The sequence below is a fragment of the Pseudomonas syringae group sp. J248-6 genome, assembly GCF_032586995.1.
GTDB lineage: Bacteria > Pseudomonadota > Gammaproteobacteria > Pseudomonadales > Pseudomonadaceae > Aquipseudomonas > Aquipseudomonas amygdali.
The window spans coordinates 88665-104429 of the sequence record NZ_JAWHOP010000016.1 but is presented as its reverse complement, the minus strand read 5'-3'; the positions used below and the strand labels follow the sequence as shown (position 1 = coordinate 104429).

General features: G+C 58.8%; 14 protein-coding genes and 1 pseudogene. 11 read left to right on the top strand and 4 right to left on the bottom strand.

Annotated elements, in window-relative coordinates; genetic code table 11:
• Positions 1-83: 83 nt before the first annotated feature.
• Positions 84-1277, bottom strand: coding sequence for a sensor domain-containing diguanylate cyclase (locus RYC17_RS19775; RefSeq protein ID WP_058400515.1), 1194 nt, complete (start codon positions 1275-1277; stop codon positions 84-86).
• Positions 1278-1399: 122 nt separating this feature from the next.
• Here RYC17_RS19775 and RYC17_RS27060 point away from each other — a divergent pair.
• From RYC17_RS27060 to RYC17_RS19760, 4 genes and pseudogenes are all read left to right on the top strand, one after another.
• Positions 1400-2293, top strand: a pseudogene (locus RYC17_RS27060) (PAS domain-containing protein); the annotation flags it as partial.
• Between the two features lie 42 nt (positions 2294-2335).
• A complete protein-coding gene (locus tag RYC17_RS27055) occupies positions 2336-2890 on the top strand; it encodes a methyl-accepting chemotaxis protein (RefSeq protein ID WP_369812071.1) in 555 nt (184 codons plus the stop codon).
• 174 nt (positions 2891-3064) lie between these two features.
• Positions 3065-4330: a hypothetical protein gene (locus tag RYC17_RS19765; RefSeq protein ID WP_122259008.1), complete on the top strand. Its 1266-nt coding sequence runs from the start codon at positions 3065-3067 to the stop codon at positions 4328-4330.
• 25 nt (positions 4331-4355) lie between these two features.
• Positions 4356-5216, top strand: coding sequence for an SH3 domain-containing protein (locus RYC17_RS19760; protein WP_058400519.1), 861 nt, complete (start codon positions 4356-4358; stop codon positions 5214-5216).
• Positions 5217-5226: 10 nt separating this feature from the next.
• On the opposite strand, the gene ycaC is transcribed toward RYC17_RS19760, so the two are convergent.
• The 3 genes from ycaC to RYC17_RS19745 form a co-directional block, all read right to left on the bottom strand.
• The gene (ycaC, locus tag RYC17_RS19755) at positions 5227-5853 is read right to left on the bottom strand and encodes an isochorismate family cysteine hydrolase YcaC (protein WP_005746486.1); all 627 of its coding nucleotides are present in this window, start codon (positions 5851-5853) and stop codon (positions 5227-5229) included.
• A gap of 154 nt (positions 5854-6007) precedes the next feature.
• Positions 6008-7579: an alkaline phosphatase D family protein gene (locus tag RYC17_RS19750; protein WP_058400520.1), complete on the bottom strand. Its 1572-nt coding sequence runs from the start codon at positions 7577-7579 to the stop codon at positions 6008-6010.
• Positions 7576-8139, bottom strand: a complete 564-nt coding sequence (locus RYC17_RS19745; RefSeq protein WP_058400521.1) for a GNAT family N-acetyltransferase — start codon at positions 8137-8139, stop codon at positions 7576-7578. Before RYC17_RS19745 ends, RYC17_RS19750 begins: the two co-directional genes overlap by 4 nt.
• Positions 8140-8327: 188 nt before the next feature.
• On the opposite strand from RYC17_RS19745, the gene RYC17_RS19740 reads away from it, so the two are divergent.
• From RYC17_RS19740 to RYC17_RS19710, 7 genes are all read left to right on the top strand, one after another.
• Positions 8328-8735, top strand: a complete 408-nt coding sequence (locus tag RYC17_RS19740; RefSeq protein WP_002552107.1) for an ExbD/TolR family protein — start codon at positions 8328-8330, stop codon at positions 8733-8735.
• A 2-nt stretch (positions 8736-8737) separates the two neighbouring features.
• Complete coding sequence (locus RYC17_RS19735) at positions 8738-9493, top strand: energy transducer TonB (RefSeq protein ID WP_058400522.1); 756 nt, start codon at positions 8738-8740, stop codon at positions 9491-9493.
• 20 nt (positions 9494-9513) lie between these two features.
• A complete protein-coding gene (locus RYC17_RS19730; protein ID WP_316904192.1) occupies positions 9514-11796 on the top strand; it encodes a TonB-dependent receptor in 2283 nt (760 codons plus the stop codon).
• A gap of 25 nt (positions 11797-11821) precedes the next feature.
• Complete coding sequence (locus RYC17_RS19725) at positions 11822-12472, top strand: MotA/TolQ/ExbB proton channel family protein (RefSeq protein ID WP_316904190.1); 651 nt, start codon at positions 11822-11824, stop codon at positions 12470-12472.
• A gap of 63 nt (positions 12473-12535) precedes the next feature.
• Positions 12536-13777 carry a phospholipase D-like domain-containing protein gene (locus RYC17_RS19720; RefSeq protein ID WP_219170967.1) on the top strand — a complete coding sequence of 414 codons (1242 nt, stop codon included), beginning with the start codon at positions 12536-12538 and terminating at the stop codon, positions 13775-13777.
• 114 nt (positions 13778-13891) lie between these two features.
• Positions 13892-14377, top strand: coding sequence for a GNAT family N-acetyltransferase (locus RYC17_RS19715; protein WP_058400526.1), 486 nt, complete (start codon positions 13892-13894; stop codon positions 14375-14377).
• Positions 14378-14547: 170 nt separating this feature from the next.
• Positions 14548-15750, top strand: a complete 1203-nt coding sequence (locus tag RYC17_RS19710; protein ID WP_058400527.1) for a murein transglycosylase A — start codon at positions 14548-14550, stop codon at positions 15748-15750.
• The last annotated feature ends 15 nt before the right edge of the window (positions 15751-15765 follow it).

The following is a 15765-nucleotide window of genomic DNA, read 5'->3' as shown; positions in this document are numbered from 1 at the left end:
GCGCTGGCTCCTAGCCTTGGTTTGCGCGACGAGCTTAAAGCGGCAAGGATGTGGGGTAAAGCCAGGCCCTGCAAAGCGTCATTTCACGCAAAGCACACGCAGTTACGCCCTGCGCGTTTAGCGGCGTAGAGGGCATTGTCAGCAGCGCTGATCAGATGGTCGGCAGTGGTCTGCGGCGCGGTTGCACAAGCGACCCCCAGGCTGACAGTCACGAACGCGCTTTCGCCCAGCACCGGATGCGGTAACTTGAGCGCCGCGACAGCGGTCTGCAGGGCGTCGGCCATTTCTCTGGCCTGTCCGGCATCGCCATTCATCAGAACCAGAACCTCTTCACCGCCGAAGCGAAACGCCACGGCTCCATTTTCATGCGCGCTTTGCTGGATTTTCTGACAGAGCAACTTGAGGCAGGTATCGCCTTGTGGGTGTCCATAGTTGTCGTTGTAGGATTTGAAGTGATCGATGTCCAGCAGGATGATGGCCACGTTCGCCGGTGTTTTACGCGCGCGTTCCCAGACCGAGGTCATCACTTCGTCCTGATAGCGTCGATTGAACAGGCGGGTCAAACCATCGGTGCGTGCGAACTCCATCAACTGCACTTGCAGCAGGCGTCCGCGAAGCGCGAACAGGTAGCTCATGCGGCTGGCGCGCTCCAGAAAATACGAAGCCATCAACAGCAGCGCTACCGTGGAGACGAACAGCACTGCATTGGCCTGCCAGATCACAAAGTCCGCGAAATTGGCAATGTAGGTTGTCACCAGCTGGATGATCAGCATGCATGACATCGCGACGGCTGCATGGCGCAGGGGCAATTGCTGGATCATGGTGCAATAGACCATGATCAACAGCATGCCCAGTTGATAAAAGATTTGATACGGGCTCTGGCTGTGAATCATCACCAGCATGGGCATGAGCGAGCACAGTACCGTCGCGGTCGCAGCTGTCGTTTCCATTGCCCAGCGAGTGGAAAAGCGCTGCGCCAGCACTAACAGCACAATAAACATCGGCGTGATCAGGCACAGACGCCCCAGCGCCACATAGACAAATACATCCCGCAGAATCAACCAGTCACTGATCAGAAACAGGTTGTAGATCAGGCTGCCACCAATCCCCACCGCCGTCAGAAATTCGCGCCGCTGTGGCCTGGTTTCCGCCTGGTAGCGTCGCTCAAGCACACGGCTGAAGCGCAGCGCACCCACACCTGAAGTAATCGTCTGCTCAACCTCCGCAAGGAGTTGTGCATCTTCAGGGCTGGGGCGTTCAAGGGCGGAAACGAGCATGTGACACCGGTACATTAACATCGAGAGATATTAGGACATCATGAATGATGTCTTAGTGCTATCAGTGTGTGGTGTGTGGGTCTTGAAGTCGACCGGCGGTTCCTGTTGTTGCTGACTGAGCGATGGCAGCAGGCTCAAGCCGCTTTAGGCATTCATTGGCAAGCCGCATGAGGGGGCCTGGAGGCGGGTATATGTGCTGGGCAACCCACATCAATTCAATCTGCCATCATCAGACGAAACGCATTAATCCCGTCTACGCTTATGCCGATACACAAGTACAACTCACTACTGGTGCCGCCATGTTCAACACTCGCTTGAAAAAGGAATTACAGGCACAACACGCCGAATTATCGATGTATCGGCAAATGCAGAAAGGGATGGACGCGCGTATGGTGTCGTTGAGTCTGGACGCCAACAATCGCATTGCCCATGCCAATGACAACTTCCTCAGGGCACTCGGCTACACTGCCGAGCAGTTGCTGGGCAAGGATCTGGACCAGATGGTGCCGTCCTACGTCAAACAACTCGATTGCTACCGTAACCTCAAGCTGGCGGTGCAGAAAGGCGAGTCGGTGATCGACAACTACCGTTTTCTGCACGCCAACGGCAGTCTGGTGTGGATTCGTGCCATGTGGCAGCCGGTTCTGGATGACCAGGGCAAATTGGTGACGTTGCAATGCTACGGGTCGGACATCACCCAGACCGTCGAGACCGCTGCCGAGAACTCTGCGTTCATTCAGGCATTGCTGCGCTCAACCGCAGTGATCGAGTTCGATCTTGGCGGCCACGTGCTCACGGCCAATGACCAGTTTCTGCGTGGCATGGGTTACAACCTGGCGCAGATCAAGGGCAAGCACCACAGCATGTTCTGTGATCCGGCAGAAACTTCACTGGCTCCGTACAGGGAGTTCTGGGCGATGCTCAACCGCGGCGAGTTCGTCGCAGGGCGCTTCAAGCGTATCGACAGCAGCGGGCGTGAGGTCTGGCTGGAGGCTACTTACAACCCGGTTCATGATGCTCAGGGCAAACTCTACAAGGTCGTCAAGTTCGCCACGCTGGTGACCGATCAAGTGGCCCGCGAAGATGAAGTCAGCCAGGCCGCGAGCGTGGCGTTCGAAATCTCCCAGCAGACCGACGTCAGCGCCCAGCGCGGCGCGGATGTGGTGCAGAACACTGTGCAGACCATGCGCAAGATATCCGAAGAGATGCAGTCGGCATCGTCGGGCATCGAAGCACTGGGCAAGCAGTCCCTGTTGATCAGCTCCATCGTGCAGACCATCGGCGGCATCGCCCAGCAGACCAATCTGCTGGCACTCAACGCCGCCATCGAGGCCGCACGTGCCGGTGAGCAGGGCAGGGGCTTTGCCGTGGTTGCTGATGAAGTCCGCCAACTGGCCGGCCGCACCAGCGCTGCGACCGAAGAGATCGTCAGCGTCGTGCAGCAAAACCAGTCGCTGGCCGATGAGGCGGTACGCGGCATGGCCAACAGCCGCACTCAAGCGGAACAGGGTCTTTTGCTGGCCAATGAGGCAGGCGCTGTGATCGTCGAGATTCAGGAGGGGGCCAAACAGGTGGTGGGCGCCGTGGGTCGGTTTGCCAATCAGTTGAAGTAGCGGCTGACGTCACTGGCGGTATTTCAGGTGTTGCAGGGCACGGACGACCGGCAACACCTGATAGCTCTGGCATCATTTTTGGACGGCAGGCAGAATGCCCCGCAGTTGGTCAGTGGTCACCTTCGCACTCAAGTGTTGTGAATCACTGGTTCCACTCTGACAAGGATTGGTTGGATGCTGCTTGCTGTACTTACGGTTCTCAATGCCCTTTGCCTGATCGGTGGCTTGCTGTTCAACGCAGAGTTGTTGAACAAGGCCGGCGCCGATATTCCCCTCAAAAACCTGCAGGCGCTGGAAATATACGGGCAGAGCCTTGCTGCTGTGAGCGTGTGCCTGGCCGCTTGGCGCCTGTGTATCTGGGCTCATGGGAAATGGGGACATCAGCAGCATCTCATGCGCTCCATCCTGCTCAGTACCCTGGTACTGGCCCCGCTGACCTGGTGGGTCCAGGGTGTGGTCCCGGACGCGATTGCTGAAGCGTTTCCAGCCGATCTGCGGGTTTACAGCCTTTACGCCTACGTGACGAAAAAAGGTCTGCTCTACGATTCGGTGCAGATACCCGGCATTCCCTATCAGGAATATCGCGACAAGGGCGAGGGCAAGGCCTTCATCGCCAACCTTGGCGTACTCATGAGTGTTCAGGGCTCGTACGTCGAGCAGATTGGCCACAATTTCCAGGGCTTCGCCCAAACCGTTTTCAAGGGCTATACCCGACGCAATGCCGATAGGCTCTACAGCCGTTTGCAAGCGGAAGTCATCCCGGTCTTTGACGATATCGCCCGAGAGTACGCAAAGGTAGAAGCTTTGCGGCGCTCTGGCGTAGCGGGCAATAAACGCAAGCCGCTTGCCGTCCCGAACGCAGCCCTGCAACAGGATCAGCCGAGCGCCGAAGACTACGCGTTGGCGATGCCTTCAGGCCTGCGTAGCCGTCAGGCGATGGCCAACACTGCGCAGGTGCGCGGCATGGCGCGTCAGGTCCTGGGCCCGCTCTACGTCGAGGGAATGGACCTGCTTGCCACGCCCAGTCAGTTCAACACGTACCTCAATGGCATCGCCAGCAACATGGCCAGCGACGTCGCGCGCACTGATGTGCATGGCGCTCAGAGCCTGAGCGTCCTCAAAAACATGTGGTTCGTACCCTGGTCGTTGCTGAGCGGTCTTTTCATGGGAGCGCTCAATATTGTCGGGCTGCTGTTGTCGACCGTCGAGCGGCGCGCCTTCATGCAGAAGAGGCTTTTCGCCGTCAGAGCAGCATCGGTGGTCCTGATCGTGGTGGTTCCACTGCTCGCCGGCAACGCAATCATTCAATCGCCAGGCTATCGCACTGCGTTCAAGGACATCGAGGCCGGCACGACACTTATGGCCGGTGTCTTTCATTGGGCAATGTCTGCAGAAGCCATGTTGTACAACTTGACCAGACCTCTGCTCAACGCCGAGTGAAACGTTTCAAAAGGGAGTAAGCCCCGTGCGCAAGAAGCTCGTTGCATCAATTCTGGCGGTAAGCATCGCCACCTCAGTCACCGGATGCGCGCAGATGGGCATCAGCAAGGAACAGGCGGGTACTGTGATCGGCGGTATTGCCGGTCTGGCGGTCGGTGCAACGATGGGCAAGGGCAACGGCCAGATCGCAGCCGCGCTGATCGTTGCAGGCATCGGCGGCTATATCGGTAACCGCATCGGTCAGTTACTCGATGACAGGGATAAGCAGGCACTGGCACTGCGCACTCAGGAAATTCTGAGTCAGCCCGCAACCCCTGTGGCACAGCCCACTGCCATCTGGCGTTCAGATCACTCCAATGCCAGCGCCCGGATCACGCCAGGCCCGGAGTTCAAGGCGGTCCGGACCATCGATGTCAAACGTACGCCCAACATTCAGGGCGTGCCGTCGATGAAGCTGATCAATCAACCCTATGTCACCCGGTCTACCCTCAACGTGCGCTCTGCACCGAACATGAACGCTGACAAGGTAGGCAGCCTGCCGGGCAATACGCAATTCACTGCCGTGGGCTCTACCGGTGACTGGATTCTGGTAGGGCGCAAGGGCGTGACCGTGGGCTACGTGCACAAGGACTACGTGATGACGCAGTCCGATGCCGACACCAGAAAGAGGCTTGCTGCAGTCAGGTTCGATGATATGAATGTGTCGGCCAGCAAAGAGACTGAAGCATTCGATCTGGGCTCAATCTCTTCCTTGCCCTCCGGCAAAACAGCGGCCGAGACTACTTGTCGACCGCTTTCTGTAAGCCTGGAAGCCAACGGTGGCACCACTGAAAAGCAGGAGAACACATTCTGCAGGCAGGCCAATGATACGTGGGAGTTGATTTGACGCAGGGCCTCTACCGAGCAGTCAGTGCCGAATAACTGTTCATCAGGTTACGGTAGTTCGGGATCCGCTCGGACAGCAGGTTGCCCAGCCCTTCGATATCGTTGCGCCAGTCACCTTGCAGCTCACAGGCCACCGAGAACCAGTTCATCAACTGCGCACCTGCCTGGGTCATACGCGACCAGGCGGCTTGCTGGACAGTGGTGTTGAAGGTGCCGGATGCATCGGTGACCACGAACACTTCAAAGCCTTCAGCCAGTGCCGACAGGGTCGGAAAGGTCACGCACACATCAGTCACGACCCCGGCGATGATCAACTGCTTGCGGCCGGTCGCCTTGATCGCCTTTACAAAATCTTCGTTATCCCAGGCGTTGATCTGGCCCGGACGGGCGATGTATGGCGCATCGGGGAACATGGCCTTGAGTTCCGGCACCAGAGGGCCGTTGGGGCCTTGTTCGAAACTGGTGGTGAGGATCGTCGGCAGTTCGAAGAAGCGGGCCAGGTCAGCCAGGGCCAGGACGTTATTCTTGAACTCGTTCGGCGAGAAGTCCTGTACCAGCGAGATCAGGCCTGTCTGATGATCGATCAGCAGCACGATGGCGTCATCTTTGTTCAGGCGGCTGTAAGGGGCGTTTTTCATGGTCAAGTCCTTTCGTTTGGGTAGGTAAGGTGTGGCGTTCAACGTGGGCTCAGATTAGTAGTTCACCGGAAACGGAAAAAGCGCCTGAAGTGCGTTTTACTGTCTCTTCACAGTGGACAATACTGTCCCAAGTGCTGCCCTCCCTACGAATCGCCTACCCAGAAACCGCCCCGGCCTTGCCAGCCTCCACCGCAAAGCGTTTGAGCGTCGACACACTGGCAGCGGGGTCGAGCACATCCGACACCACCTGGAAGCGGGTCAGCATCTGCTGCTCGCTGAGGTCCACCGCCACGTAGCCACGCTGGCGGCTGTCAAAGAACTTCACATGGGGGTTGAGCCCCAGAATGCTGTTGAAGGCGTCGAATGGCGGTCCGCCGGATGTCACCGAGGTGCCGACGAATTCAGTGGCGACGACGACGGAATCCGGATTGCCCGCATCGGCGTGCAGGTCGGTGGTCCAGAACGAATGGATATCGCCACCCCAGAACACCGGGTTGCGGGTCTGCTGGCGTTGCAGGGATGCCAGCATGCGCTCGCGGGTCGCCGCGTAGCCGTCCCAGCCGTCGGTCCAGTGGCCCAGCGCCTGAGTTTTGAGATTGCGCTGTTCCAGTGGAGCGACCAGCAAGTCCTGGGCAATGACATTCCATTGTCCAGGTGATTCAGCGAAGCTGCGGTCCAGCCAGGCTTCCTGTTCCCAGCCGAGCATGGTGCGTTTCGGGTCACTCAGATCCGGGCAATCGCTGGGCGCTACGTAGCCTCGACGGCTGCCGTTGGCCTGGATGCACGCCTGTTCGGAGCGGTATTGCCGACCGTCCAGCACATGAAAGCGTGCCAGGCGGCCATAATCCAGGTTCCGGTAAATACGCATGTCCGGTCCTTTGGGCAGGCTGCTGGCGCGCAAGGGCATGTGCTCGTAAAACGCCTGATAAGCGGCGGCTCTGCGACGTAGAAAGCTGTCCACCGGAACGTTCGGGTCCTGCGACCACTGCGCGGCGTAGTCATTCTGTACTTCGTGATCGTCCCAGGTGGCGACGCTCGGCGCGCAGGCATGCAGCGCTTGCAGGTCCGGGTCGGTCTTGTACTGCGCGTATCGGTTGCGATAGCCCGCCAGGTCCATCGGGTCTGAGGTGGCATGGCGGCGCGGGAACTGTATGTTTGTGGGAGAGACGTTCATTTCATAGATGTAGTCGCCGAGAAAGAACACCATGTCAGGTCGCTCTGCAGCCAGGTGCCTGTAAGCGCTGAAATATCCCGCCTCCCAATGCGAACATGACACGAAGCCGAACCGTGCCGAGACCATGGCGGTTGCCAGAGGCGCAGTGCAGGCCTGACCCACGGCGCTTTGCGCGCCCAGACCTTCGAACTGATACCAATAGGGGCGTCCAGGCTGCAAACCGCCTACTTCAACATGCACCGAATGGGCAAAGCGCGGTTGGGCGGTTACTTGTCCTGTACGTACTACACGAGTCATCGCTGCATCGCTGGCGATTTTCCAGCGCACTTCGACGGGTTTTTTCAGTCCGCCATCGCCCGTGGCTGTCATCACCTGTGGCGCCAGGCGTGTCCAGATCACGAAGCCGTCAGGTAGCGGGTCGCCGGATGCCACGCCCAGCGTGAACGGATAATCGACACCCGCGCTGCGGGCAAACGGGCTGAGGATCGATAACAGCGTGGCACCGGCTACGCCGGTAATGATGCGTCGGCGATCCGGGTTGAAGTCAGTCATTGCGCGGCCTCTGATCGTTCGTACTGCGAGCGCAACAGCCCGAACAGCAACATGTCTTTGAAAACACCGTTCTTCAAAAATGCTTCTTTCATACAGCCTTCATACGACAGTCCGCACTTCTCCAGCACCCTGGCGCTGGCCATGTTGTCGGCAAAGCACTGACCGGCGATGCGGTTGAGGTTCATGACGGTGAAGCCATGCATCAGCAAACCCTGCACCGCCTCGCTGGTGTAGCCCTGCTTTCGGTAATTGGCACCGATCCAGTAACCCAGGTTGCCGCTACGATGCGAGGTCGACAGGCGCAGTGAGACGACCCCGGTCAGTTCCCCGGTTTCCTGGGCATGAACCCCCAGGCTCAATGTTCGTCCGGCGGCGAATTGTTCCGGTGCATCGGCAATGAACGCCTGTGCATGCTCCAGGGTATAGGGCGAGGGGACTGTGGCCGTCATGTTCGCAATCACGGGGTCGTCAGCCAGTCGCGACAAGGCGCTGGCCTGTTCGGCTCGCAACGGGCAGAGCAATAGTCGTGAGGTGCGGATACTGGGTACATCGAGAAGCATCCCGGGTTTTCCGTTGAGTTGAATGCTCAAGAGTTGCCGCGTTTCCATGGCGGTTGTGTGACAGCCGCGAGAAACATTTTAGTGCCATCAAAAGTGCTTACAAAGGCCATGTAACAGTCATGTAAACCTAACTGATCGGTCATATTCGGTTGCTAGATTCTCGGCCTCTGACAAGAAGGGCGGACGGTATGAGAACGTGGGACGAACCTAAAAAACGCAAGGCGCACATCGAACTGATCCCGATGATCGACGTGATGATGTTCCTGCTGGTTTTTTTCGTACTGGTCAGCCTGAACGTGATTCCGGCTCTGGGGATGAAAACCCAGTTGCCGAGCGCCAGCAGTTCACAGCAGCTCAAGCCGCAGAACAAATCGATCCTGACCCTGGGCCTCAACGGCGAATTACAGCTTGATGGCAAGGCGACCACAGTCGAAGCTCTGGTGCCTGCCTTGAAGGCGCTGGAAAAGCCCGATACTAAAACCACCATTATCGTCAACAGTGACAAGGGCGTTGAGGTCGCACGTCTGGTCGAGATCATGGACACCTTGCGTCTGGGTGGCTTTACCTCGGTTTCCATTGCCACGCGTAAATCCTGACCATGTATGTCCTGTTTCGTGTACGTCAGTGGCTCGCAGGCCTGCCAGCGCTGGTGGCGCTCATCGTGATTGTGATGGGCGTGCAAACGCGGGCCCTGAAGGTCGAGCCGGTTTACGACGAGTCAGCCGTGGAGCTGGCGTTGATCGAGCCCGAGCCTCCAGCGCCAGAGCCCGTGGTGCCGCCCGAGCCGCTTCCGGTTCAGCCTGAAGAGCCGCCACCACCGCCGCCTGTGGTGGAAAGCGAAGACGCCGAGCCGGCTCCGCCACCGCCCAAGCCTGTGCCTAAACCTGTCCCCAAGCCCGTGCCCAAGCCCAAGCCGCGCCCGGAACCGGTGCCCAAGCCAGCCCCGGCGGTAGTAAAGCCCGCCGAGCCGGTCCAGGCCCCCAGTAAGCCTGTGGCCAGCGCTGCTGTCGCGCCGCCTCAGCCGCCGGCGCAGCCGAAAGTAGACACGCAGGGCCTCGAAGGCGGCTACCTCAAAGGGCTGCGTAACGATCTGGATGGCTACAAACAGTACCCGACCGGACGCCAGGCCTCACTGGAGCGTCCGAGCGGCGAAGTCGTGGTGTGGTTGTTGGTTGATCGCCAGGGGCGAGTGCTGGACTCCGGCATTCAGACCCAGGCTTCAAGCATGTTGCTCAACCGCGCGGCAGCCAACAGTCTGCGACGCATCAAGCAAGTCAAACCGTTTCCCGAACAAGCCTTCGGCGGGCGTAGCGAACAGCGCTTCACCGCCACCTTCAACTACAGCGTGCAATAGCACTGACAAGGAACAGAGTGATGAAGTTTTCCAGAATTCACCTTGCGTTGGTCGCCGCTGGCATGAGCCACGGCATGGCCATGGCTGATTCGAGTGCCAGTGACGTCGGCACCATTGGCGTACAAGGGAAGGCGACGGTTGGCGGTGGCTACATGGTGCAGGAGGAGAGCATCAAGGCGCGCTCCACGGTAACCAAGGAGGCGCTCGACAAGCAGACCGCAACAGGTAACGCGATCGATAAACTCAAGTACACGCCGGGCCTGAATATCTCCAGTGAAGATGCCACCGGCCTGTCGGGCTTTCGCTTTACCATGCGCGGCCTCAACTCCGACCAGGTCGGCATGTCGGTAGACGGTATGCCGATCAACGACTCCGGCAACTATGCACTGTATTCCAACCTGCTGGGCGACCCGGAAAACATCGATCAGATCTTCGTCACCCAGGGCTCTGCCGAAAGTGACGGCCCGCACATCGGTTCCAGCGGCGGCAACATCGGCATTGTGACCATTCGGCCCACCAAGGAAACCGGCGCATTCGTCAAACAAAGTGCAGGCAGCAATGGCACTTACAAGACCTTTGCGCGGCTCAATACCGGCGAAATCAACGGGCTGAGCAACTGGCTATCGATGTCCCACACCGAAGGCCAGAAATGGCGCGGCGACGGTGCCGTGCGCGCTGACAAGGTGGAGTGGAACAGCTTCTTCGACATGGGCTCGGGCAATACGGCTAACCTGATCCTCAAGTATCACGAGCAGGACAACAACAGCTACAGCCAGCTCACCAAGAGCCAGTTCCAGCAGAACGGGCGCAAGTTTGACCCTTATCCTTCGACGCCCACGCGGGGCAGCAACGGCAAATTGTCCAGCTACTACGAGCTGGCGCAAAACCCGTTCCAGACCTTCACCGCCGTGCTCAACACCCAATTCAAACTGGCCGACAATCTGGCACTTTCAGTCATCCCCTATTACTTCTGGGGTAACGGCAGCGGAGTAAACAGTTCTTCCTATGCGCTCAACCGCGGTTCGAACCAGAACGGTGTATTCGACCTGAGCAACTTGCCGACGGCTGCCGCTTATAACGCTGATGGTTCATCGACCACTGGCGTGTATTACCGGCCTTCGCGGACGCAGACCTGGCGTCCGGGGATTACCACCAAGCTCAATTGGGATGTCAATGACGAGCACAGCGTGCAAGTCGGCTACTGGTATGAGCGCGCGCGTCAGTTGCAGACTCAGCCTTTCATTCGCCTGAAGAGCAACGGCAAGCCGGAAAGCATCTGGCCAGACTCGGATTACATGGTCGATGCCAACGGCAATGAGATCCAGGGCCGTGATCGCTATACCGTGACGCCTGCACAAAAAGTATGGGCTCAGGACACCTGGTATTTCGCCCCGGACTGGACGCTGGTCGGCGGCCTGGCCTACATGAATGTCGAGCGTGAAGGCAATAACCACGGCAGCCTTACCGAGCGGCCGGAAAAACGTGACCAGACCTACAACAAACTGCTGCCGAACGTAGGCCTCAAGTATCAGCTGGATGAGCGTGACCAGTTGTTCTACAGCCTGTCGCGCAACATGCGCATACCGCAGAACTACGTCCTTTATGACCCAGGCACTGGTTCCATCAACAGCAAGCCGGAGACCAGCTGGAACCACGAACTGGGCTGGCGCTTTACCGAACAGGACATGACGCTGGCCGCCACCCTGTTCTACATGCAGTTCAAGGACCGTCAGGTGTCATCAAGAGACATCAATGGTGACTTTGCCGACATCAATGCCGGTGCAGTCGATAACAGCGGGCTGGAACTGGAGTGGAGCGGCCTGCTGCCGCACCATTTCAATTACTACACCTCGTACACCTACACCCGTGCCAAACAGAAGGATGACCTGACCGTTTTCAATAACGGTGCCGCCATCGAGCTGCCTACCAGCGGCAAGCAGTTTGCCAACGTGCCAAAGAACATGCTGGCCGCCAACATCGGCTACGACGACGGCAGTTATTACGGGACCTTTGGCGCCAAGCTCACCAGCAAGCTGTATGGCGACCTGACCAATGACGAAAGCATTCCGGGGCGCACCATCTTCAATCTGGGCGCGGGCATCTATCTGCCGGTGGACAAGAAAATCGTCAAGGACGCCACCTTGCGTCTGAACGTCGACAACCTGTTCGACAAGGAGTACCTGGACGGCGTGTACACCACCAAAACCAACGCGGGCACTTACAGCGGTTTCCGCGACGGCGACCCGGCCTACATCGTCGGCGTCGAGCGTACCGTTACCGTTTCTCTTGAAGCCAATTTCTAATCTTCATTGACCAGAGGTCTGTGCCATGGACATGAATCAGCTTCACGACATCACCTTCTATGTGATGTACGCCGCCATCGCGATAGCGATCTTTGTCGCGATCGAGCGGGGTATCTACTTTGCTTACGTACGCCGTCAGGCACGGGCGCTGCAAGCGGCACTCAGTGCTTCGGTGCACAGTGAAAAGGACCTGCCGGAGGCGCTGATACGCCGGGCCGGTTTGCCGCTGAGCATGGTCCTGCCGGTGCTTGCGCAAAAAAATGCTCAGGGCTCGCGCAGGGATCTGGACGATGTCATCGAAACCCAGTACCTGAGCACTCGCGCGCCGCTGGCCCGCAGCCTCTGGCTGATCGAGACCATCACTACCGCTGCACCTCTGTTGGGGTTGCTGGGCACCATTCTGGGCATCATCGACACGTTCAAGGCGCTGGCCAGTGCCGGGGTGTCCGATCCCGGGCAGATTTCTGCCGGTATCGGCACGGCGCTGTTCGCGACCGGGCTGGGTATTGCCATCGCCTTGTTCTGCGTGGTCTTCCACAACTACTTTCAGGACAGCCTGGAACGCATCAACGATCAACTCAAGATCCTGTTGATCCGCGCTTCCAGCGGCGCACGGGTGCAGGATGAAACCGAGCATTCGGCTGCCCCGGTCCAACCGAAATACCGCACTGCCTGATCAACCTGCCGGCGTGTGCCCTTGGCATGCGCCTTCCTGCCTGCGTCCAGCGATGAGGCCCGCATGTTCTTTAATCTTCCAGGTCGTAGGGTACTTGTACGCTCCCGTGCCGTGATCGTAGCGTTACTGCTGACGAGCTCGTTTGCTCAGGCCGACTTCGCTATTCCAGGTTTCGAGCTGGTACACACCGTTCCGCTCGGAACCGACCTGCAGACACCTGACCTGCGAGCGCCCGGCGAGGTCTGGCGCGAGCTGTTCGATGGTGCCCGCAAGGGTATCGATATCGAGCAGTTCTATGTCGCAGACCAGCCCGGCTCGGTGATGGACAAGGTGCTTGAAAGCCTGACTGCAGCGGGGCAGCGCGGCGTGAAAATCCGTTTTCTGCTGGAGGAAAAAGGCCTGAAAATGTCCGATCCGCAGACCCTTGAACGGTTGCGGGCGATACCCAACCTCACCTTGCGCGTACTGCCATACGCCAAACTCACGGGCAGCGGCATCATTCACGCCAAATTCATCGTCGTGGATGGCCGGCAGGCGTTCATAGGCAGTCAGAATTTCGATTGGCGCTCTCTGGAGCACATCCATGAAACCGGCCTGCGTATTGACGAGCCGAATGTCGTGCGCCAGACGCAGGCGGTGTTCGATCAGGACTGGCTTGCCCAGGCAGCCATCGCCGAAGGCAAGCCGATTCCAGTGCCACACTCGAACAAGAATGCTTTGCCCGCTGGCAACTATCTGGTCGCCAGTCCGCAGCGCTATAACCCGCCCGGCGTACTCGACTCCCAGGCCGAGCTGCCGCGTTTACTGGCGCAAGCCAGCCGCGAGGTTCGCGTCCAGTTACTGGATTACGCGCCCTTGTCCTACGGGCCTGACAAAACCCGGCCTTACTATGCGGTCATCGATAACGCCATCCGCAGCGCCGCCGCTCGTGGCGTTTCGATCAAGCTCATGGTGTCGGACTGGAACACAGGCATGCCCGAAGTTGCCTATTTGAAGAGTCTGGCCCTGGTGCCCAACGTGCAGGTGCGCATCGTCACACTGCCCGTAGCCGCCGAGGGGTTCATCCCGTATGCACGCGTGATCCATAGCAAGACCATGGACATTGATGATCAGGTCGCATGGGTTGGCACCAGCAACTGGCTCGGCGGTTATCTCGACAACTCGCGCAACCTGGAAGTGGTGATGCACGACAGCACAATGGCCAAGCGCATCGGCGCTCTGCATGAGCAGCTATGGGATGGGCCGTATGCCAAACCAATCGACATCAACCGCGACTATCCGGAACCGCATCCGGGCCGGCCTTGACAGTAAACAGACGGGCAGCCGGAAGGGCGACGCCGGGCGTTAAGCATGGCGGGTTGTATCGACAATCAGAATGCGTCTGGGTCTGGACGGAACAGGTCTGGCGAGGAGTCTGAAATGAGTTTGATCGTTCGTGCGATGGCAGACAGTGACTGGTCTTCGCTGGCTCAGATTTTTGAACAGCCGGTGTTCCGTTGGTGGACGCTTCGGATGCCATACCAGTCAGTCAACGACATAAAAAAACTTGTTGAAGGTCGCAGCGCTTCAGGCCTTTCCCTGGTTGCCGAGCGCGATGGCATCGTTGTCGGGTGCGCCATGCTCTATCGCTTTCAGGGACGAAGGCAGCACGTAGCTGATTTCTGGATGGGGGTCGCAGACGGTCATCATCGCCAGGGCATTGGCGACGAATTATTGAAAGAACTGACTGCAACCGCCTGCCGATGGATGAATGTAAAACGCCTGGAGCTTACAGTCTTCGTTGATAACGAGCCTGCTATTGCGCTTTATAAAAAGAATGGCTTCGTCATAGAGGGTACACACCGCAAGTTTGCCTATCGGGATGGTGAATACATAGATGCTTTCAGTATGGCGGCAGTCTACTGAGGTTTTCTGAATGGCGTGACAGGAGCTGCCTTCGATAGACCCGCTCTTGATGGCTCTATGCCCGGCTCTGCTGATGAATGAAGCTCCCCACTAGGCCCCTCTGTCCGCTTCAGCCACAATGACGCCTTTTACCCTCCAGCCTGCTGTGGGCTGTAAAAGGATTGCTGCTGATGATGCTCTCTTTCAAGCCATGGTTTCGGGGTCTGGCGCTGGCTTTGCCGCTGGCTGCCCTGCTGACCGCATGTGACAAGTCCGATAAACCGGTGACGCCGCCTGCACCGCCGCACACTACTTATAGCCAGGCTGGTTGGGACGCTCTGCCAGCCGTGTCGGACGCCGACTTGCAAGCCGGGTTTGCCTCATGGCGCAGTGCGTGTGTTCGTCTGAAGGCTGATGCCGTGTGGGGACCGACCTGTGCGGCGGCAGGCAGCCTCGTGGCGGCTCCGGATGCGGCGCAGATCCGCACGTTTTTGCAGAGTCAGTTGCAGGTCTACAGCCTGCGCGCTGACGGCGGCAGTGCCGATGGCCTCATCACCGGTTATTACGAGCCTGTCTACCCCGGCAGCCTGACTCAGACCGCCACGGCTAATGTGCCGGTTTACGGTATTCCGGACGATCTGATTGTGGTCAATCTGGACAGCATTTATCCCGAACTCAAGGGCAAGCGATTGCGCGGTCGGCTCGAAGGGCGGGTGCTCAAGCCTTACGACGATGCCGCGACGATCAACGCGCAGGGGTTGAATGCGCCGGTGATTGCCTGGCTGACCGACCCGATGGATGTGCAGTTCCTGCAGATTCAGGGCTCCGGGCGCGTGAGTCTGGAGGATGGCTCGCAGCTGCGTCTGGGCTATGCCGATCAGAACGGCCGCCCGTATCGCGCGATTGGTCGCTGGCTGGTGGAGCAGGGCCAGTTGAAGAAGGAAGACGTGACCATGGGCAGCATCGCTGCCTGGGCCAAAGCGCATCCGGAACGGGTCAGCGAGTTGCTGGCCAGCAACCCCAGCTATGTGTTTTTTGCCCGTAACCCCGACAGCAATGAAGGCCCGCGCGGCTCGCTCAACGTGCCGCTGACACCGGGCTACAGCGTAGCCATCGATCGCAAGGTGATTCCTCTGGGCAGCCTGCTCTGGCTCTCTACCACGCGGCCGGATGGCAGCAGCGTGGTGCGCCCGGTTGCTGCGCAGGACACGGGCGGTGCGATTGCCGGTGAAGTCCGCGCTGATCTGTTCTGGGGCACTGGCGATGAGGCCGGGAAGCTGGCAGGTGACATGAAACAGAAAGGCAATATCTGGTTGCTGTGGCCCAAGGGTATGGCGTTGCCGCAGACAGCAGAAACAACGCCTGCAACGACCACTGCGCCTGCCAGCCACTGACCCGGTCCGCACGCT

Bases quoted from the DNA above. Each gene is read 5' to 3' on its own strand.
- RYC17_RS19775 (WP_058400515.1), bottom strand. From the start codon at position 1,277: ATGCTCGTTTCCGCCCTTGAACGCCCCAGCCCTGAAGATGCACAACTC.
- RYC17_RS19765 (WP_122259008.1), top strand. From the start codon at position 3,065: ATGCTGCTTGCTGTACTTACGGTTCTCAATGCCCTTTGCCTGATCGGT.
- ycaC (WP_005746486.1), bottom strand. From the start codon at position 5,853: ATGAAAAACGCCCCTTACAGCCGCCTGAACAAAGATGACGCCATCGTG.
- RYC17_RS19750 (WP_058400520.1), bottom strand. From the start codon at position 7,579: ATGACTGACTTCAACCCGGATCGCCGACGCATCATTACCGGCGTAGCC.
- RYC17_RS19745 (WP_058400521.1), bottom strand. From the start codon at position 8,139: ATGCTTCTCGATGTACCCAGTATCCGCACCTCACGACTATTGCTCTGC.
- RYC17_RS19740 (WP_002552107.1), top strand. From the start codon at position 8,328: ATGAGAACGTGGGACGAACCTAAAAAACGCAAGGCGCACATCGAACTG.
- RYC17_RS19735 (WP_058400522.1), top strand. From the start codon at position 8,738: ATGTATGTCCTGTTTCGTGTACGTCAGTGGCTCGCAGGCCTGCCAGCG.
- RYC17_RS19730 (WP_316904192.1), top strand. From the start codon at position 9,514: ATGAAGTTTTCCAGAATTCACCTTGCGTTGGTCGCCGCTGGCATGAGC.
- RYC17_RS19725 (WP_316904190.1), top strand. From the start codon at position 11,822: ATGGACATGAATCAGCTTCACGACATCACCTTCTATGTGATGTACGCC.
- RYC17_RS19720 (WP_219170967.1), top strand. From the start codon at position 12,536: ATGTTCTTTAATCTTCCAGGTCGTAGGGTACTTGTACGCTCCCGTGCC.
- RYC17_RS19715 (WP_058400526.1), top strand. From the start codon at position 13,892: ATGAGTTTGATCGTTCGTGCGATGGCAGACAGTGACTGGTCTTCGCTG.
- RYC17_RS19710 (WP_058400527.1), top strand. From the start codon at position 14,548: ATGATGCTCTCTTTCAAGCCATGGTTTCGGGGTCTGGCGCTGGCTTTG.